The organism is Pseudomonas vranovensis DSM 16006 (assembly GCF_000425805.1).
Taxonomy (GTDB): domain Bacteria; phylum Pseudomonadota; class Gammaproteobacteria; order Pseudomonadales; family Pseudomonadaceae; genus Aquipseudomonas; species Aquipseudomonas vranovensis.
Genome location: NZ_AUED01000003.1, coordinates 323,838 through 342,041, shown reverse-complemented (window position 1 = coordinate 342,041; position 18,204 = coordinate 323,838). Strand labels below are relative to the sequence as shown.

15 protein-coding genes are annotated in these 18,204 nt (G+C 62.2%); 11 read left to right on the top strand and 4 right to left on the bottom strand.

Annotated elements, in window-relative coordinates; all coding sequences use genetic code 11:
- Positions 1 to 37: 37 nt before the first annotated feature.
- Entirely contained in the window at positions 38 to 901 is an 864-nt protein-coding gene (gene tsf, locus H621_RS0108550; protein WP_028942988.1) for a translation elongation factor Ts, read from the bottom strand.
- A gap of 189 nt (positions 902 to 1,090) precedes the next feature.
- A complete protein-coding gene (gene rpsB, locus H621_RS0108545) occupies positions 1,091 to 1,825 on the bottom strand; it encodes a 30S ribosomal protein S2 (RefSeq protein ID WP_028942987.1) in 735 nt (244 codons plus the stop codon).
- Between the two features lie 340 nt (positions 1,826 to 2,165).
- Here rpsB and map point away from each other — a divergent pair, with 340 nt between their 5' ends.
- The 3 genes from map to dapC are packed head-to-tail and all read left to right on the top strand — an operon-like array spanning position 2,166 to position 6,885.
- Positions 2,166 to 2,948, top strand: coding sequence for a type I methionyl aminopeptidase (gene map, locus H621_RS0108540; RefSeq protein WP_028942986.1), 783 nt, complete (start codon positions 2,166 to 2,168; stop codon positions 2,946 to 2,948).
- Between the two features lie 21 nt (positions 2,949 to 2,969).
- The gene (locus H621_RS0108535; RefSeq protein WP_028942985.1) at positions 2,970 to 5,669 is read left to right on the top strand and encodes a [protein-PII] uridylyltransferase; all 2,700 of its coding nucleotides are present in this window, start codon (positions 2,970 to 2,972) and stop codon (positions 5,667 to 5,669) included.
- A gap of 22 nt (positions 5,670 to 5,691) precedes the next feature.
- Complete coding sequence (gene dapC / locus H621_RS0108530; protein ID WP_028942984.1) at positions 5,692 to 6,885, top strand: succinyldiaminopimelate transaminase; 1,194 nt, start codon at positions 5,692 to 5,694, stop codon at positions 6,883 to 6,885.
- 52 nt (positions 6,886 to 6,937) lie between these two features.
- Here the strand turns inward: dapC and H621_RS0108525 are convergent, their stop codons facing one another.
- The gene (locus H621_RS0108525; protein ID WP_028942983.1) at positions 6,938 to 8,584 is read right to left on the bottom strand and encodes a Na+/H+ antiporter; all 1,647 of its coding nucleotides are present in this window, start codon (positions 8,582 to 8,584) and stop codon (positions 6,938 to 6,940) included.
- A 230-nt stretch (positions 8,585 to 8,814) separates the two neighbouring features.
- Here H621_RS0108525 and H621_RS0108520 point away from each other — a divergent pair, with 230 nt between their 5' ends.
- The 4 genes from H621_RS0108520 to H621_RS0108505 are packed head-to-tail and all read left to right on the top strand — an operon-like array spanning position 8,815 to position 11,921.
- Positions 8,815 to 9,177 (top strand): ArsC family reductase, encoded by a 363-nt coding sequence (locus H621_RS0108520; protein WP_028942982.1) that lies wholly within the window; start codon positions 8,815 to 8,817, stop codon positions 9,175 to 9,177.
- 42 nt (positions 9,178 to 9,219) lie between these two features.
- Positions 9,220 to 10,254 (top strand): 2,3,4,5-tetrahydropyridine-2,6-dicarboxylate N-succinyltransferase, encoded by a 1,035-nt coding sequence (dapD, locus tag H621_RS0108515; RefSeq protein WP_028942981.1) that lies wholly within the window; start codon positions 9,220 to 9,222, stop codon positions 10,252 to 10,254.
- A 54-nt stretch (positions 10,255 to 10,308) separates the two neighbouring features.
- Positions 10,309 to 11,514, top strand: a complete 1,206-nt coding sequence (locus H621_RS0108510) for an aminotransferase class V-fold PLP-dependent enzyme (protein ID WP_028942980.1) — start codon at positions 10,309 to 10,311, stop codon at positions 11,512 to 11,514.
- Complete coding sequence (locus tag H621_RS0108505) at positions 11,511 to 11,921, top strand: SufE family protein (protein WP_028942979.1); 411 nt, start codon at positions 11,511 to 11,513, stop codon at positions 11,919 to 11,921. The genes H621_RS0108510 and H621_RS0108505 overlap by 4 nt, the downstream gene beginning before the upstream one ends.
- Here the strand turns inward: H621_RS0108505 and tcdA are convergent.
- Positions 11,900 to 12,724 carry a tRNA cyclic N6-threonylcarbamoyladenosine(37) synthase TcdA gene (gene tcdA / locus H621_RS0108500; protein ID WP_084167946.1) on the bottom strand — a complete coding sequence of 275 codons (825 nt, stop codon included), beginning with the start codon at positions 12,722 to 12,724 and terminating at the stop codon, positions 11,900 to 11,902. The genes H621_RS0108505 and tcdA overlap by 22 nt on opposite strands.
- Positions 12,725 to 13,014: 290 nt before the next feature.
- Here tcdA and H621_RS0108495 point away from each other — a divergent pair, with 290 nt between their 5' ends.
- The 4 genes from H621_RS0108495 to H621_RS0108480 all read left to right on the top strand — a co-directional run bounded on the left by H621_RS0108495 (position 13,015) and on the right by H621_RS0108480 (position 18,151).
- Positions 13,015 to 15,606 carry a glycosyltransferase gene (locus tag H621_RS0108495; RefSeq protein WP_028942977.1) on the top strand — a complete coding sequence of 864 codons (2,592 nt, stop codon included), beginning with the start codon at positions 13,015 to 13,017 and terminating at the stop codon, positions 15,604 to 15,606.
- A 186-nt stretch (positions 15,607 to 15,792) separates the two neighbouring features.
- On the top strand, positions 15,793 to 16,944 hold the full coding sequence (gene dapE / locus H621_RS0108490; protein WP_028942976.1) for a succinyl-diaminopimelate desuccinylase: 1,152 nt from the start codon (positions 15,793 to 15,795) through the stop codon (positions 16,942 to 16,944).
- Positions 16,944 to 17,756 carry a putative RNA methyltransferase gene (locus H621_RS0108485; RefSeq protein ID WP_028942975.1) on the top strand — a complete coding sequence of 271 codons (813 nt, stop codon included), beginning with the start codon at positions 16,944 to 16,946 and terminating at the stop codon, positions 17,754 to 17,756. Before dapE ends, H621_RS0108485 begins: the two co-directional genes overlap by 1 nt.
- Positions 17,757 to 17,773: 17 nt before the next feature.
- The gene (locus tag H621_RS0108480) at positions 17,774 to 18,151 is read left to right on the top strand and encodes a hypothetical protein (protein WP_028942974.1); all 378 of its coding nucleotides are present in this window, start codon (positions 17,774 to 17,776) and stop codon (positions 18,149 to 18,151) included.
- The last annotated feature ends 53 nt before the right edge of the window (positions 18,152 to 18,204 follow it).

Below are 18,204 nucleotides of genomic sequence, written 5' to 3'. Positions count from 1 at the left end.
CGGGCAGCCTCTTCGGGGCGACAGATTTGACTCTGTCTTACTGCTTGGCAGCAGCCAGTTGAGCAGCAACTTCTTCAGCGAAGTTGTCGACTGGCTTCTCGATGCCTTCGCCTACTTTGAAGTAGGTGAAGGAAACGATTTCAGCGCCGGCTTTCTTGGCCAGTTCACCGACCTTGATTTCCGGGTTCATGACGAACGCTTGCTCGACCAGGCTGGCTTCGGCCAGGAACTTCGAGATACGGCCTTTGACCATGTTCTCGACGATGTTCTCAGGCTTGCCCTTGATCTTCTCTTCGTTCAGGGTCAGGAAGACGTTCTTCTCACGCTCGATCGCCTCAGCCGAGACTTCCGATGGCAGCAGGAACTCTGGGTTGCTTGCCGCTACGTGCATGGCGATTTCTTTGGCCAGCTGGACGTCGCCACCCTTCAGGACAACAGCAACACCGATCTTGTTGCCGTGCAGGTAGGTACCGACAACGTCACCCTCAACGCGCACCAGGCGACGGATGTTGACGTTCTCGCCTACTTTGGCGACCAGTGCTTCACGAGCCGATTCGCGAGCAGCGATCAGCGGAGCGGCATCGGTCAGCTTCTCGGCGAAAGCTTGTTCAACGCTTTCAGCGACGAAGTTCTTGAAGTCGTCTTGCAGGGCCAGGAAGTCGGTCTGCGAGTTGACTTCCAGCAGGACAGCGGCCTTGTCGTCGGCCTTGATGGCGATAGCGCCTTCAGCGGCAACGTTGCCAGCCTTTTTAGCGGCCTTGATGGCGCCCGAAGCGCGCATGTCGTCAATGGCTTTTTCGATGTCGCCGCCGGCCTTTTCCAGGGCCTTCTTGCAATCCATCATGCCTTCGCCAGTACGCTCACGCAGTTCTTTGACCAGCGCTGCAGTAATTGCTGCCATTTCAAATTCCTCTTGGATAGGTTTTCAACCATTCCACCCGATACTTGACGGGCGTTCAATTCTGTAAATCCACTCACCAGCACTCATGCCCTGACAAGGTTGCAACGGCGATGCTGACAAGAGGATTTCAAGGTGGCAAAAAGGGGGCCTAGCCCCCTTTTTGCGTGCCGAGTAGACGCCAGGCGTCAATTACTCAGCAGCTGGTGCTGCTTCTTCCGCGTAAACTTCGGTGCCGCCGGCAACATTGTTACGACCACGGATAACGGCGTCAGCCATCGAACCCATGTACAGCTGGATAGCGCGGATGGCGTCATCGTTACCTGGGATGATGTAGTCAACGCCTTCTGGGCTGCTGTTGGTATCGACAACGCCGATGACCGGGATGCCCAGCTTGTTGGCTTCGGTGATAGCGATGCGCTCGTGGTCAACGTCGATCACGAACAGCGCATCAGGCAGGCCGCCCATGTCCTTGATACCGCCCAGGCTGCGATCCAGTTTTTCCAGATCACGGGTGCGCATCAGGGCTTCTTTCTTGGTCAGCTTGGCGAAAGTGCCATCTTCGGCCTGGGTTTCCAGGTCGCGCAGACGCTTGATCGAAGCACGGATGGTCTTGTAGTTGGTCAGCATGCCACCCAACCAGCGGTGATCGACGTACGGCGAACCGCAACGTGCTGCTTCTTCAGCAACGATCTTGCCAGCGGAACGCTTGGTGCCGACGAACAGAATCTTGTTTTTGCCCTGGGCCAGACGCTCGACGAAAGTCAGTGCGTCGTTGAACATTGGCAGGGTTTTTTCAAGGTTGATGATGTGAATCTTGTTGCGCGCGCCGAAAATGTACTTGCCCATTTTCGGATTCCAGTAACGGGTTTGGTGACCGAAGTGCACACCGGCCTTCAGCATATCGCGCATGTTGACTTGGGACATGATAGTTCCTTGATAAGTCGGGTTGGGCCTCCACGTATCCCAATGACCAACCCCGGACCTGTGATCCGAAGCACCCAGGTCATCGTGTCGACACGTGTGTGGGTTTAAGCTTTCGGGGCTATCCCCGCAAAGCGGCGCATTTTATATCACAGAAGCAGGGCAAACGGAACCCGAAATAACATCGGTCGTCAGCGCCTTTTGCACCGGCGCCACAATCGCGCCAGAATGCCTCTATATAAAGGCTGTATCAGCGCCATAGCCGCCTGAGTGGGCAGTGCTCTGGTAGAATCCGGCCTTTCCTCAGTTTATTCGCGCATCCCAGCGCCGTAGAGAGCCTGCAATGACCGTAACCATCAAAACCGCCGAAGACATCGAAAAGATGCGTATCGCCGGCCGCCTGGCCGCCGAAGTCCTGGAGATGATCGAAGAGCACGTCAAGCCCGGTGTCACCACCGAAGCGCTCGACCGCCTGTGCCACGACTATATCGTCAACGTCCAGAAGGCCATCCCGGCGCCGCTGAACTACAAGGGCTTTCCCAAGTCGATCTGCACCTCGGTCAACCACGTGGTATGCCACGGCATCCCCGGCGACAAGCCGCTCAAGGACGGTGACACGCTGAACATCGACGTGACCGTCATCAAGGATGGCTACCACGGCGACACCAGCCGCATGTTCCACGTCGGCAACGTGCCGGTCTGGGCCGAGCGCCTGTCCCAGGTCACCCAGGAATGCATGTACAAGGCCATCGAGCTGGTCAAGCCGGGCTGCCGCCTGGGCGACATCGGCGAAGTGATCCAGAAGCACGCTGAAAAGAACGGCTTCTCGGTGGTTCGCGAGTTCTGCGGTCACGGTATCGGCAAGGTGTTCCACGAAGAGCCGCAGATCCTGCACTATGGCCGTGCCGGCACCGGCATGGAGCTCAAGGAAGGCATGACCTTCACCATCGAGCCGATGATCAACCAGGGCCGCGCCGACACCAAGGTATTGGGCGACGGCTGGACCGCCATCACCAAGGACCGCAAGCTCTCGGCGCAGTGGGAACACACCCTGGTGGTGACTGCCACTGGCTACGAGATCTTCACCCTGCGTAAAGACGACACCATTCCCCGCACGTCGGCCTGATTCAAACAGGAAAGTGACTCGATGCCCCAGGTGGATCCCGAGCTGTTCGATCGCGGCCAGTTCCAGGCGGAACTGGCCCTCAAGGCTAGCCCCATCGCTGCCTTCAAGAAGGCCATCCGCCAGGCGGGCGAAGTGCTCGACAAGCGCTTTCGCGACAACCGCGAGATCCGCCGGCTGATCGAGGACCGCGCCTGGTTCGTCGACAACATCCTGCAGCAGGCCTGGAACCAGTTCACCTGGAGCGAAGACGCCGATATCGCCCTGATTGCCACCGGTGGCTACGGGCGCGGCGAACTGCACCCGCACTCCGACATCGACCTGCTGATCCTGCTCGACAGTGCCGACCATGAAGTGTTTCGCGACTCGATCGAACGCTTCCTGACCCTACTCTGGGACATCGGCCTGGAAGTGGGCCAGAGCGTGCGCTCGGTCGAGGAATGTGCAGAGCAAGCGCGTGCCGACCTGACCGTGGTCACCAACCTCATGGAAAGTCGCACCATCGCCGGCCCCGAGCACTTGCGCCAGCGCATGCTCGAGGTCACCAGCACCGCGCACATGTGGCCGAGCAAGGAGTTCTTCCTGGCCAAACGCGCGGAACAGAAGGCCCGGCACCACAAGTACAACGACACCGAATACAACCTTGAGCCCAACGTGAAGGGCTCACCAGGCGGGCTGCGCGACATCCAGACCGTGCTTTGGATCGCCCGTCGCCAATACGGCACCCTCAACCTGCACGCCCTGGCCGGTGAAGGCTTCCTGCTGGAAAGCGAGAATGCCCTGCTGGCCTCCTCCCAGGAGTTCCTGTGGAAAGTGCGCTACGCCTTGCACATGCTGGCGGGCCGCGCCGAGGACCGCTTGCTGTTCGACCACCAGCGCAGTATTGCCAGCTTGCTGGGTTTTACCGATGAGAACCCCAAGCGGGCCATCGAGCAGTTCATGCAGCAATACTACCGGGTGGTCATGAGCATCGCCGAGCTCAGCGACCTGATCATCCAGCACTTCGAGGAGGTCATCCTCGACGACGACAGTGGCAATACCCAGCCACTGAACGCTCGCTTCCGCCTGCATGACGGCTACATCGAGGCGGTCAGGCCGAACGTGTTCAAGCGTACGCCATTCGCCATGCTGGAAATCTTCGTGCTGATGGCGCAACACCCGGAAATCAAAGGTGTGCGTGCCGACACCATTCGCCTGCTGCGCGAACACCGGCACCTGATCGACGACGACTTTCGCAACGACATTCGCAACACCAGCCTGTTCATCGAGCTGTTCAAGTGCGAGATCGGCATTCACCGCAACCTGCGGCGCATGAACCGCTACGGCATCCTCGGCCGTTACCTGCCGGAGTTCGGCCTGATCGTCGGGCAGATGCAGCACGACCTGTTCCACATCTATACGGTCGACGCCCACACCCTGAACCTGATCAAGCACCTGCGCAAACTACAGTACACCCCGGTGTCCGAGAAATTCCCGCTGGCCAGCAAGCTCATGGGCCGACTGCCCAAGCCTGAACTGATCTACCTGGCCGGGCTCTATCACGACATCGGCAAGGGGCGCCAGGGCGACCACTCCGAGCTTGGCGCCGTCGACGCCCAGGCCTTTTGCGTACGCCACCAGTTGCCGGTGTGGGACAGCCGCCTGATCGTCTGGCTGGTGCAGCATCACCTGGTGATGTCGACCACCGCCCAGCGCAAGGACCTCTCCGATCCACAGGTGATCCACGATTTTGCACAACTGGTGGGTGACGAAACCCGCCTGGATTACCTCTACGTGCTGACCGTGGCCGATATCAACGCCACCAACCCGAGCCTGTGGAACTCATGGCGTGCAAGCCTCTTGCGCCAGCTCTACACCGAGACCAAGCGCGCCTTGCGCCGCGGCCTTGAGAACCCACTGGACCGCGAAGAGCAGATCCGCCAGACCCAGAGTGCCGCCCTGGACATTCTCATCCGCGAGGGCACCGACCCGGACGACGTCGAGCAGCTCTGGGCGCAACTGGGTGACGACTACTTCCTGCGCCATACCGCCGCCGACGTGGCCTGGCACAGCGACGCGATCCTGCAGCAGCCGGCCGACGGCGGCCCGCTGGTGCTGATCAAGGAAACCACCCAGCGCGAGTTCGAAGGCGGCACGCAGATCTTCATCTATGCCCCCGACCAGCACGATTTCTTCGCCGTGACCGTAGCGGCCATGGACCAGCTCAACCTGAACATCCACGACGCCCGCATCATCACCTCCAGCAGCCAGTTCACCCTCGACACCTATATTGTGCTCGACAACGATGGTGGCTCGATCGGCGACAATCCGCAGCGGGTCAAGGAGATTCGCGACGGCCTGACCGACGCCCTGCGCAACCCGGATGATTACCCGACCATCATCAAGCGTCGCGTGCCGCGCCAGCTCAAGCACTTCACCTTTGCGCCGCAGGTCACCATCCACAACGACGCCCAGCGGCCGGTCACCATCCTCGAGCTCAGCGCCCCCGACCGCCCGGGCCTGCTCGCGCGGATCGGCAAGATCTTCCTGGAGTTCGACCTGTCGCTGCAAAATGCCAAGATTGCCACCCTCGGTGAACGGGTCGAAGACGTTTTCTTCATTACCGACGCCGACAACCAGCCGCTGTCCGACCCCCAGCTGTGCAGCCGCCTGCAGGATGCCATTGTCGAGCAATTGCGCGTCGACCAGGCCGCCGCGGCACCGATTTCCCGCCTGACCATTTAACGTTTGACGAGACCTTGCGCCGATGAACACCGATTTGCTTCAGCTTCAGCCTTACCCGTTCGAGAAACTGCGTGCATTGCTCGGCAGCGTTCAGCCAGCCGCCGACAAACGCGCCATTGCCCTGTCGATCGGTGAGCCCAAGCATGAATCGCCGGCCTTCGTCGCCCAGGCACTGGCCGACAACCTGCAGCAGATGGCCGTCTACCCCACGACTGCTGGCCTTCCAGCCCTGCGCCAGGCCATCACCCGCTGGTGCGAGCGTCGCTTCAAGGTGCCCAGCGGCTGGCTGGATGCCGACAAACACGTGCTGCCGGTCAACGGCACCCGTGAAGCCCTGTTCGCCTTCACCCAGGCCGTGGTCAACCGCGACGCAGACGGCCTGGTGATCAGCCCCAACCCGTTCTACCAGATCTACGAAGGTGCGGCCCTGCTGGCCGGCGCCACCCCGCACTACCTGCCCTGCCTCGACAGCAACGGTTTCAACCCGGACTTCGACGCCGTCTCGGCGCAAACATGGAAACGCTGCCAGATCCTGTTCCTGTGCTCGCCCGGCAACCCCACCGGCGCCCTGGTGCCGATGGAAACCCTGAAAAAGCTCATTGCCCTGGCTGATGAGCACGATTTCGTGATTGCTGCCGATGAGTGCTACAGCGAACTGTACTTCGATGAGCAAACTCCGCCGCCTGGCCTGCTCAGCGCCTGCGTCGAGCTGGGTCGCAGCGACTTCAAGCGTTGCGTGGTATTCCACAGCCTGTCCAAGCGTTCCAACCTGCCGGGCCTGCGCTCGGGCTTCGTCGCCGGTGACGCCGAGATCATCAAGCCGTTCCTGCTGTACCGCACCTACCATGGCTGCGCCATGCCCATCCAGACCCAACTGGCGAGCATTGCGGCCTGGAACGATGAGGAGCACGTACTGGCCAACCGCGACCTGTATCGCGAGAAGTTCGATGCGGTATTGGAAATTCTGGCGCCGGTGCTCGACGTGCAGCGCCCGGACGGCGGCTTCTATCTCTGGGCCAGGGTGCCGGGTGACGATGCCGAGTTCTGCCGCGACCTGTACAAGACCCAGCACGTGACCGTCGTACCTGGCTCTTACCTGTCCCGTGAAGTGAATGGCATCAACCCAGGGGCCGGCCGCGTGCGCATGGCGCTGGTTGCGTCGCTGGCCGAATGCGTGGAAGCCGCTGAGCGGATTCGCGACTTCTTGAAGAAGTAAGTTATCGCGGGGTACGCCCGCTCCTACCGTAGGAGCGGGTTTGCCAAGCGAATCATTTAACTGCCCCCAGGTTCGCCTCGCTCAAGTCCAGCTCCCCCAGCACTTCGCGCACTACATCATCACCCACCTGGTGATGCCGGTGCAGCCTGTACAGCTCCAGCCGCTGCGCCCGCAGCGCACGCAACCGCAAGCGCCGCTCCAACTGGTCCATCTGTTCGGCCAGGGCCTGGGCCTCGGCATTGTCATTGAAGGTGTCCAGTTGATGCCGGTACTCGGCCATCAAACGCGCCTTGAGTTCTGCCGCCAGCGCTGCCTGAGCCGCATCCTGCGGGGACCCGGGCTCGGCCAGCTCTTCGGCTTCCAGGGCATGGATTGCAGCTTCAGCCGTGCGCCGCCAGGCATCCTTGGCTTCCTGACGCAACGTGTCATCCGGACTCTTGGGCACCCCACGCAACAAAATCGGCAAGGCGATACAGGCCGAGACCAGCGACAGCAAAATGACCCCCGCGGCGATGAAGATCAGCAGGTCCCTTTCCGGGAATGCAGTGCCGGCGCTGATCAGCAGCGGCACCGACATGACACCGGCCAGCGTCACGGCCCCGCGTACACCGCCAATGGTCAGCAGCCAGCAGGAACGTGCATTGGGTACCTCCACCAAGTCCTTCTTGCCGCGCCAGCGGCGGACCATGCCGATCAGGCGCCACACGCCCTGCACCCAGACAAAACGCAGCACCACCAGCACCGCAAAGATCGCCACCACATCCAGGCAGCGCCACAACAGGGTCGGCCACAGCGACGCCTCATGGCTGGTGACGGCCTTGATGATGTCCGGCAATTGCAGGCCCAGCAGCAGGAAGATCAAGCCGTTGAAACTGAACTCCAGCAGCGACCAGACACTGCGGTTGAGCAACCGGGTGCTGGTCTGGCGCGGCAGCAGGTCGAGCCAGCTCTGCATCATCCCCGCCGCCACCGCCGAGAGAATCCCGGAGGCGCCAAGGCGCTCGGCCAGCACATAGGCGGCAAACGGCAGCAGCAACATGAACACTACGTGGGTGGCCGGATCATCCCAACCGCGCGCGATCATCCAGGCGCGCAAGCGCCCTACCAACCAACTCAGCGCAACACCAATCGCCAGGCCACCCACCGCCACCAGAACGAAGGTAAGACTGGCCTGCGCCAGCGAGAACGCCCCGGTAATCGCCGCCACCAGGGCGAACTTGAAGGTCACCAGGCCGGTGGCATCGTTCATCAAGGCTTCGCCCTGAAGCATGTGCATCAGCGGGGTTGGCAAGCGATCCTGGGCAATGGCCGATACCGCTACGGCGTCGGTCGGCGACAATACAGCCGCCAGGGCAAAAGCCACCGGCAGCGGAATGCTCGGCAAGATCCAGTGAATGAAATAGCCGGCCCCCACCACAGTGAACAGCACCAGGCCAACAGCCAGTGTCAGGATCGGACCCCGCAAGCGCCACAGGTCACGCTTGGGCATGCGCCAACCATCGGCAAACAGCAAAGGCGGCAGGAACAGAAAGAGGAAAAGTTCTGGGTCCAGGGCCACGTGCAACCCCAGGGTCGGCCATGCCAGCAAGGCGCCGGCGCCGATCTGTACCAGCGGCAGCGGCAGTGGAATTACCCGACCCACGAGCTTGGAGACACTCACCAGCATCAGCAGGATGAGAACGGTGTAGGCTGATTGCATACGGCGTGTTCCTGTTCAATTCATGCGCAATCAACGGCATACATGGCCCGGGCAGGGCTTGCCATTGAAACGACATAGTAGCCGTTCAGGCTGCTGGCACACCGCTGCACAAAAGTCGCAGAGGCTGCCGAAACCTGTAACACAATGCTACAAAGTGCCTAGGCAAGGCCAACCCAAACCGGTTGACCGTGGCATAATCCTTCACCATTTTTTCCCAGGAGGGGCAAGACATGATCAACCGCGACAAGCCATTGCACCTTTATGGAATCAAGGCCTGTGACACCATGAAGAAAGCCCGTACCTGGCTGGAAGACAAAGGCCTGGGCTACGACTTTCACGACTACAAGACCCAAGGCATTGACCGTGACAGCCTGACCCGCTGGTGTAACGAACACGGCTGGGAAACCGTCCTCAACCGTGCCGGCACTACCTTCCGCAAGCTCGACGACGCTCAGAAGGCCGACCTCGACCAGGCCAAGGCCATCGAACTGATGCTGGCCCAACCGTCGATGATCAAGCGCCCGGTGCTCGACCTCGGCGCGCGGACCCTGGTGGGCTTCAAGCCCGACCTGTACGCAGCCGCCCTTAAATAACGCGGCGCCAAGCTTTCATTCAAATTCGCAAGAGGTAACTGCATGTCCACTTCCCTGTTCAGCCTGGCCTTCGGTGTCGGCACCCAAAACCGTCAGGGCGCCTGGCTGGAAGTCTTCTACGCACAGCCACTGATCAATCCGAGTGCCGAGCTGGTTGCCGCCATCTCGCCCGTACTGGGTTATGAAGGTGGCAACCAGGCCATCGCCTTCAGCAACACCCAGGCCGCACAGCTGGCCGATGCCCTCAAGGGTGTCGACGCCGCCCAGGCCGCCCTGCTGACCCGCCTGGCCGAAAGCAACAAGCCGCTGGTTGCCACCCTGCTGGCCGAAGACGCCGCCCTGACCTCCACCCCGGAGGCCTACCTCAAGCTGCACCTGCTCTCGCACCGCCTGGTCAAGCCGCACGGCCTGAGCCTGGCCGGCATCTTCCCGTTGCTGCCGAACGTGGCCTGGACCAGCCAGGGTGCCGTCGACCTGGCCGAACTGGCCGAACAGCAGCTCGAAGCACGCCTGAAGGGCGAACTGCTCGAAGTGTTCTCGGTCGACAAGTTCCCGAAAATGACCGACTACGTAGTACCTGCAGGCGTGCGCATTGCCGACAGCGCCCGCGTACGCCTGGGTGCCTACATTGGTGAAGGCACCACCGTCATGCACGAAGGCTTCGTCAACTTTAACGCCGGCACAGAAGGCCCAGGCATGATCGAAGGCCGCGTTTCGGCGGGCGTGTTCGTCGGCAAGGGCTCGGACCTGGGCGGCGGCTGCTCGACCATGGGCACCCTGTCGGGCGGCGGCAACATCATCATCAAGGTCGGCGAAGGCTGCCTGATCGGCGCCAACGCCGGTATCGGCATCCCGCTGGGTGACCGCAACACCGTCGAAGCCGGCCTGTACATCACTGCAGGCACCAAAGTGGCACTGCTCGACGAGCAGAACCAGTTGGTCAAAGTGGTCAAGGCGCGCGATCTGGCGGGCCAGACCGACCTGCTGTTCCGTCGTAACTCGGTAACCGGCGCAGTAGAGTGCAAGACGCACAAGTCGGCGATCGAACTGAACGAAGCGCTGCACGCCCACAACTAAGTGGTACCATCGGGCCTGGCCTAACGCCAGGCCCGATATTCAGGTCCGATCATCATGTTCCAGCCCTCCCCGTGGCGTACTGACTTCCCAGCCATCGCCGCCCTGCAACGCCAGCACCAGACCTACCTGGACAGCGCTGCCACCACGCAAAAGCCACAAATCCTGCTCGATGCCCTGAGCCATTATTACGGCCACGGCGCCGCCAATGTGCATCGTGCCCAACACCTCCCCGGCGCCTTGGCTACCCAGGCTTTCGAGCGTAGCCGGGAAAAGGTTGCCAGCTGGCTGAATGCCGGTGACACCCAGAGCATCATCTTCACCCATGGCGCCACGTCGGCACTCAACCTGCTGGCCTATGGCCTTGAAGGACAGTTCGAGGCCGGTGACGAAATCGTCATCAGCGCCCTGGAACACCACGCCAACCTTCTACCCTGGCAACAGCTGGCCCATCGTCGCGGCCTCAAGCTGGTGATCCTGCCCCTGGATGGCCGCGGCCTGATCGACCTTGAAACTGCACTCCAGCTGATTGGCCCGCGCACCCGCTTGCTGGCGGTGAGCCAGCTGTCCAATGTTCTGGGCGCCTGGCAGCCCCTCGCACCGCTGCTGGACCACGCCCGCGCCCAAGGCGCGCTGACCGTTGTCGACGGCGCCCAAGGGGTGGTGCATGGTCGTCAGGACATGCAGCAACTGGGCTGCGACTTCTATGTGTTTTCCAGCCACAAACTCTATGGCCCCGACGGCGTCGGCGTGCTTTACGGCGGCAGCGAAGCCCTGGCACGCCTGCGCCATTGGCAGTTCGGCGGCGAAATGGTCCAGATCGCCGACTACCAGAGCGCAAGCTTTCGTCCGGCGCCCCTGGGTTTCGAGGCTGGCACACCGCCTATTGCGAGCGTCATCGGCCTGGGGGCCAGCCTCGATTACCTGGCCGGGCTCGACCCGAGCGCTGTGATCGAACACGAAGCCGGCTTGCATCGCCATCTGTTGCGCGGCCTCAATGATCGCGAAGGCATCCGCCTGCTGGGTCAGCCGCAGCTGGCCCTGGCCAGTTTCGTGGTCGAAGGCGTCCACAACGCTGACCTCGCGCATATGCTGACCGAACAAGGCATTGCTGTACGCGCCGGACATCACTGCGCCATGCCGCTGCTCAAAAGCCTCGGCCTGGACGGTGCCATCCGCGTTTCCCTTGCCCTGTACAACGACTCCGCCGACCTGCAGCGCTTCTTCGAGGCACTGGATCAAGCCCTGGAGCTGCTGCGATGAGCCTGCCCGATAGCGCACAAGAAGCCCTTGCCAGCTTTGAGCAGGCGGCCGGCTGGGAACAACGGGCCCGCCTGCTGATGCAATGGGGTGAGCGCTTGGCACCGTTGAGTGACGAGGAAAGATCCGAGGCCAACCGGGTTCATGGCTGCGAAAGCCAGGTGTGGCTGGTCGCCGAACAACACGATGGCCAATGGCGATTCAAGGGTGCCAGCGATGCACGGATCATTCGCGGCCTGCTGGCACTGCTGCTGGTGCGGGTCGAGGGCCTGTCCAGCGCTGAACTTGTGCAGCTCGACCTGCCCGCCTGGTTCCTTCGTCTGGGCCTGGGCCGCCAGCTCTCCCCCTCGCGCAGCAACGGCCTGAACGCCGTGCTGCAGCGCATGGCTCAGCTCGCCGCCGACGCCTGAGCCTTGTTGCGCTCGGAGGGGCGACGGGCACCCGCTACCAGCTTTTCCACCGCCTTGCTGGCGGCGACCATGCCGAAGGTCGCCGTCACCATCATCACCGCGCCGAAGCCGCCGGAGCAATCGAGCTTGACGCCCTCGCCGACAAAACTCTTCTGCAGGCAAACACTGCCGTCCCCCTTGGGGTAGCGCAGCTGCTCAGTGGAAAACACGCACGGCACGCTGTAGTTGCGGGTGACCGTACGCGAAAAGTTGTAGTCCCGGCGCAAGGTCGAACGCACGCGAGAGGCCAGCGGGTCGTTGAAGGTCTTGTTCAGGTCGGCCACCTGGATCTGGGTCGGATCGATCTGCCCACCGGCGCCGCCGGTGGTGATGATGGTGACCTTGTGCCGCTTGCACCAGCCGATCAACGCCGCCTTGGCCATGACACTGTCGATGCAGTCGATCACACAGTCGATGTCCTTGCCGATGTATTCGGGCAGGGTTTCCTTGGTCACGAAGTCCACCACCGCATGCACCTTGCACGCAGGATTGATCGCCCGCAGGCGTTCGGCCATGACCTCGGCCTTGGCGCGACCGATAGTGCCTTCCATCGCATGCAACTGGCGGTTGGTGTTGCTGACGCAGACATCGTCCAGGTCAAACAGCGAGATTTCACCGACGCCACTACGGGCCATCGCCTCGGCCGCCCACGAACCGACGCCGCCGATGCCGACGATTGCCACATGGGCTTCGCGCAGGCGCTGCAGGCCGTTATCGCCATACAACCTTGCAACACCGGCAAAGCGTGGATCATCTGTACTCATGGCCATACCCCGAAAAAACCGGCGCGCATTATAGGCCTCTTGCGGCCCGATGCCATCCCGCTTCAGACCGGACGCCACGCCGGAGTTGGTAAAGTCGGCGCTAATCCTGCTTTAATGTCCGATGCAATCTTCAGTCTTGGACGACAACAGCACGGGCCCAAGAACTTCAATACGTGGAGTCTATCTAACCTACAGCCGCCAACCTGTTCCTACACAGCATAGGCGGGCTAAGAGCAGGATCCGCGCCGTGTGGCGCTCGCCCGTTCCACCCTTCGGAACCCGAACTATCTATGTCATCGCGTAAATTTGGTATCAACCTGGTGATAGTCATGGCGATTGCCGCACTATTCACCGGGTTCTGGGCACTGATCAACCGCCCCGTATCTGCACCCGACTGGCCGGAGCAGATTTCCGGCTTCTCCTACTCGCCGTTTCGTCTAGGCGAAAGCCCGCAGAAGGGCCAGTACCCCAACGAAGACGAGTTGCGCCAAGACCTGGAGCAGTTGAGCAAGCTCACCGACAGCATTCGTATCTACACCGTCGAAGGTACCCAGGCCGAGATACCGCGCCTGGCCGAGGAGTTCGGCCTGCGGGTGACGCTCGGGGTATGGATCAGTCCGGACCTCGAACGCAACGAACGGGAAATCCAGAAAGCCATCGAACTGGCCAACAGCTCGCGCAGCGTCGTGCGCGTGATGGTCGGTAACGAGGCCCTGTTCCGCGAAGAAATCACCCCCGAGGCGTTGATCCAGTACCTGGACCGGGTCCGGGCCGCCGTGAAAGTACCGGTGACCACCAGCGAACAGTGGCACATCTGGAAGGAACACCCCGAGTTGGCCAAGCACGTCGACCTGATTGCAGCTCACATTCTGCCGTACTGGGAGTTCATCCCGATGAAAGAAGCCGGTCAGTTCGTGCTCGACCGTGCCCGCGACCTCAAACAGCTCTTCCCGCGCAAGTCGCTGCTGCTTTCCGAGGTCGGCTGGCCCAGCAATGGCCGCATGCGCGGAGGCGCCGACGCCACCCAGGCCGACCAGGCAATCTACTTGCGCACCTTGGTCAATACCCTCAACCGCCAGGGCTACAACTACTTCGTCATCGAGGCCTACGATCAACCCTGGAAAGCCAGCGACGAAGGTTCGGTGGGTGCCTACTGGGGCGTGTTCAATGCCGCTCGCCAGCAGAAATTCAATTTTGAAGGGCCGGTCGTGGCCATCCCACAATGGCGCGTACTCGCGGTAGGTTCAGTGGTGCTGGCGATGCTGTCGCTGACCCTGCTGCTGATCGACGGCTCGGCCCTGCGCCAGCGCGGCCGCACCTTCCTGACCTTCATCGCCTTTCTCTGCGGCTCGGTACTGGTGTGGATCGGCTATGACTACAGCCAGCAATACAGCACCTGGTTCAGCTTGACCGTAGGCTTTCTGCTCGCCCTGGGTGCCCTTGGGGTATTCATCGTGCTGTTGACCGAAGCCCATGAACTGGCCGAGGCAGTATGGATTCACAAACGTCGCCGGGAATTCCTGCCGGTGCAGGCCGACAGCGCCTACCGGCCGAAAGTGTCGGTGCATGTGCCGTGCTACAACGAGCCGCCGGAGATGGTCAAACAGACCCTCAATGCCCTCGCCGCCCTCGATTACCCGGACTACGAAGTCCTGATCATCGACAACAACACCAAGGACCCGGCCGTCTGGGAGCCGATCAAGGCCCACTGCGAGATGCTCGGCGAGCGCTTCAAGTTCTTCCATGTCTCGCCCCTTGCCGGGTTCAAGGGCGGTGCGCTGAACTACCTGATCCCGCATACGGCCAAGGACGCCGAGGTAATCGCAGTGATCGACTCGGACTACTGCGTGGACCGCAACTGGCTCAAGCACATGGTGCCGCACTTTGCCGACCCGAAAATCGCCGTGGTGCAATCGCCGCAGGACTATCGCGACCAGAACGAAAGCACCTTCAAGAAGCTGTGCTACAGCGAGTACAAGGGCTTCTTCCATATCGGCATGGTGACTCGCAACGACCGCGACGCGATCATCCAGCACGGCACCATGACCATGACCCGCCGCTCGGTGCTCGAAGAACTGGGCTGGGCCGACTGGTGCATCTGTGAAGACGCCGAACTGGGCCTGCGGGTGTTCGAGAAAGGTTACTCGGCGGCGTACTCCCATGAGAGCTATGGCAAGGGCCTGATGCCCGACACCTTCATCGACTTCAAGAAGCAGCGCTTCCGCTGGGCCTATGGCGCCATCCAGATCATCAAGCGCCATTCCGCGGCGCTGCTGCGCGGCAAAGATTCGGAACTCACCCGTGGCCAGCGCTATCACTTCCTGGCCGGCTGGCTACCTTGGATCGCCGACGGCATGAACATTTTCTTCACCGTGGGCGCCCTGCTCTGGTCGGCAGCGATGATCATCGTGCCGCAACGGGTCGACCCGCCGCTGCTGATCTTCGCCATTCCGCCGCTGGCGCTGTTCGTCTTCAAGGTCGGCAAGATCGTGTTCTTGTACCGCCGCGCGGTCGGGGTCAACCTCAAGGACGCCTTCGCCGCGGCCCTGGCGGGCCTTGCGCTGTCGCACACCATTGCCAAGGCGGTGCTGTACGGGTTCTTTACCAGCAGCATTCCGTTCATTCGCACTCCCAAGCATGCCGATAGCCATGGTCTGCTGGTGGCTATTTCCGAGGCCCGCGAAGAGCTGTTCATCATGGTCTTGCTGTGGGGCGCTGCGGCCGGGATCTACCTGGTCCAGGGCCTGCCGAGCAATGACATGCGCTTCTGGGTGACCATGCTGCTGGTGCAATCGCTGCCGTACCTGGCGGCCTTGATCATGGCGATGCTGTCGTCGCTGCCAAAACCCGTGGATGCCGTCCAACCTGCCCAGGCATCTTGACCGGTCTTTTGTAGCCGCGGCCGCCAGGCTGCGATCGGCCACAATGTGGCCGCCAAGATTGAATGGCGACTGCTATGCAGTCGATCGCAGCCCGACGGCAGCGGCTACAGATCGTCGCTCCAGTAGTTTTGCTATAAGATAACGCCCCTCGAATTCGTGCCCTGCCTTGCCCCCGGAGTTCCTTCAATGACGGCCCCAGCCGACCTCTCGCCTACCCTTGAACTGGCCTGCGACCTGATCCGTCGCCCCTCGGTGACCCCAGTGGACGCCGATTGCCAGAAACAAATGATGCAGCGCCTGGGCGATGCCGGCTTCATGCTCGAGCCGATGCGCATCGAAGACGTCGATAACTTCTGGGCCACCCACGGTACCCAGGATGGTCCGGTGCTGTGCTTTGCCGGTCACACCGATGTAGTGCCGACCGGCCCGGTGCAGGCCTGGCAGAACGATCCGTTCGACGCCCTGATCGATGCCGACGGCATGCTCTGTGGCCGCGGCGCCGCCGACATGAAAGGCAGCCTGGCGGCCATGGTAGTGGCCACCGAGCGCTTCGTCGCCGACTACCCCGACCACCGCGGCAAGGTCGCCTTCCTCATCACCAGCGACGAAGAAGGCCCGGCCCACCACGGTACCAAGGCGGTCATCGAGCGCCTGGCCGCGCGCAAGGAACGCCTGGACTGGTGCATCGTCGGCGAGCCGTCGAGCACCAGCCTGGTGGGTGACGTGGTCAAGAACGGCCGTCGCGGCTCCCTCGGCGCCAAGCTGACCGTACGCGGTGTGCAGGGGCATGTGGCCTACCCGCACCTGGCCAAGAACCCGATCCACCTGGCCACCCCGGCCCTGGCGGAACTGGCGGCCGAGCACTGGGACGAAGGCAACGCATTCTTCCCGCCGACCAGCTTCCAGATCTCAAACCTCAATTCCGGCACCGGTGCCACCAACGTGGTGCCGGGCGAGCTCACCGCGCTGTTCAACTTCCGCTTCTCGACCGAGTCGACGGTCGAAGGCCTGCAGCAGCGTGTCGCCGCAATCCTCGACAACCACCAGCTGGACTGGCATGTGGACTGGGCGCTGTCGGGCCTGCCGTTCCTGACCGAGCCCGGTGACCTGCTCGATGCCGTCTCGGCCAGCATCAAGGCCGTGACCGGCCGTGAAACCCAAGCCTCGACCAGTGGTGGCACTTCCGACGGGCGCTTCATTGCCACCCTCGGTACCCAGGTGGTTGAACTGGGCCCGGTCAACGCGACCATCCACCAGGTCAACGAGCGGATCCTGGCCAGCGACCTGGATGTGCTGACCGAGATCTACTACCAGACCCTGACCCGGTTGCTTGCCTGATGCTCACCTGCCCTATCTGCAGCGCTCCGCTGAGCACTCTCGACAACGGTGTGGCCTGCCCGGCCGGGCATCGTTTCGACCGTGCCCGTCAGGGTTACCTGAACCTGTTGCCGGTGCAGCACAAGAACAGTCGCGACCCCGGCGACAACCAGGCCATGGTCGAAGCCCGCCGCGACTTTCTCAACGCTGGGCACTACGCCCCGGTGGCCCGCCGGCTGGCGGAGCTTGCCGCACAGCGTGCGCCTGAGCGCTGGCTGGATATCGGCTGCGGCGAGGGTTACTACACCGCCCAGATCGCCGAGGCGCTGCCCGAGGCCGACGGCTACGCGCTGGACATCTCCCGCGAGGCGGTCAAGCGTGCCTGCCGGCGCAACCCGGCACTGACCTGGCTGGTAGCAAGCATGGCGCGGGTGCCCCTGGCCGATGCCAGCTGCCAGTTCCTGGCCAGCGTGTTCAGCCCCCTGGACTGGCAGGAGGCGCTGCGCCTGCTCGCCCCTGGCGGCGGCCTGATGCGGGTCGGCCCGACCAACGAGCACCTGATCGAGTTGCGCCACAAGCTCTACGATGAAGTGCGCGACTACGCCGACGACAAGCACCTGGCGCTGGTCCCGGCAGGCATGCAGCATGCCCACAGTGAAACCCTGAGATTCCGCCTGAGCCTTGTCGATGGCAAGTCCCGCGCCGACCTGCTGGCCATGACCCCTCATGGCTGGCGCGCCAGCGCGGAAAAACGAGCCGGCGTCATCGAACAGGCCGAACCTTTCGAGGTCACGGTATCGATGCGTTACGATTACTTTGTGCGCCAAGACTGAGCACACCCGGAGCCCCCATGCGCCAACCCGATATCGAGATTTACCTCAAAGACGCCGACGTCGACCACAAGCAGATCGCTGACTGGCTGACCCAGGCATTGGGCCCTTGCAGCGAATGGCAGCAAAAAGGCCAGACCTGGAAATGCACGGCCGGTAACATTCCAGTTACCTGGTTACCGAAGGCTGTAGGCAAATGGAACAGTCTCTACCTGGAAAGTGACCAGACCCCGTGGGACGATGACATCGCCTGCGCCCGCGCCGCCTTTGCCGCACTGAACGTCGAAGTACGCTGTGCGCCGGGTACCTGGGTCGAGGAAGAAGGTGAGGACGATGCCGATCGCTGGATCCGCATCAGCGCCGACGGTGAAGAGGAAATCACCTGGCGTACCAGCTGAGCCGGCTTCTACGAAAAGGCCCGCCCCGGTCGTCCGGCGGCGGGCCTTTTCGC

Bases quoted from the DNA above. Each gene is read 5' to 3' on its own strand.
- tsf (WP_028942988.1), bottom strand. From the start codon at position 901: ATGGCAGCAATTACTGCAGCGCTGGTCAAAGAACTGCGTGAGCGTACT.
- rpsB (WP_028942987.1), bottom strand. From the start codon at position 1,825: ATGTCCCAAGTCAACATGCGCGATATGCTGAAGGCCGGTGTGCACTTC.
- map (WP_028942986.1), top strand. From the start codon at position 2,166: ATGACCGTAACCATCAAAACCGCCGAAGACATCGAAAAGATGCGTATC.
- H621_RS0108535 (WP_028942985.1), top strand. From the start codon at position 2,970: ATGCCCCAGGTGGATCCCGAGCTGTTCGATCGCGGCCAGTTCCAGGCG.
- dapC (WP_028942984.1), top strand. From the start codon at position 5,692: ATGAACACCGATTTGCTTCAGCTTCAGCCTTACCCGTTCGAGAAACTG.
- H621_RS0108525 (WP_028942983.1), bottom strand. From the start codon at position 8,584: ATGCAATCAGCCTACACCGTTCTCATCCTGCTGATGCTGGTGAGTGTC.
- H621_RS0108520 (WP_028942982.1), top strand. From the start codon at position 8,815: ATGATCAACCGCGACAAGCCATTGCACCTTTATGGAATCAAGGCCTGT.
- dapD (WP_028942981.1), top strand. From the start codon at position 9,220: ATGTCCACTTCCCTGTTCAGCCTGGCCTTCGGTGTCGGCACCCAAAAC.
- H621_RS0108510 (WP_028942980.1), top strand. From the start codon at position 10,309: ATGTTCCAGCCCTCCCCGTGGCGTACTGACTTCCCAGCCATCGCCGCC.
- H621_RS0108505 (WP_028942979.1), top strand. From the start codon at position 11,511: ATGAGCCTGCCCGATAGCGCACAAGAAGCCCTTGCCAGCTTTGAGCAG.
- tcdA (WP_084167946.1), bottom strand. From the start codon at position 12,724: ATGAGTACAGATGATCCACGCTTTGCCGGTGTTGCAAGGTTGTATGGC.
- H621_RS0108495 (WP_028942977.1), top strand. From the start codon at position 13,015: ATGTCATCGCGTAAATTTGGTATCAACCTGGTGATAGTCATGGCGATT.
- dapE (WP_028942976.1), top strand. From the start codon at position 15,793: ATGACGGCCCCAGCCGACCTCTCGCCTACCCTTGAACTGGCCTGCGAC.
- H621_RS0108485 (WP_028942975.1), top strand. From the start codon at position 16,944: ATGCTCACCTGCCCTATCTGCAGCGCTCCGCTGAGCACTCTCGACAAC.
- H621_RS0108480 (WP_028942974.1), top strand. From the start codon at position 17,774: ATGCGCCAACCCGATATCGAGATTTACCTCAAAGACGCCGACGTCGAC.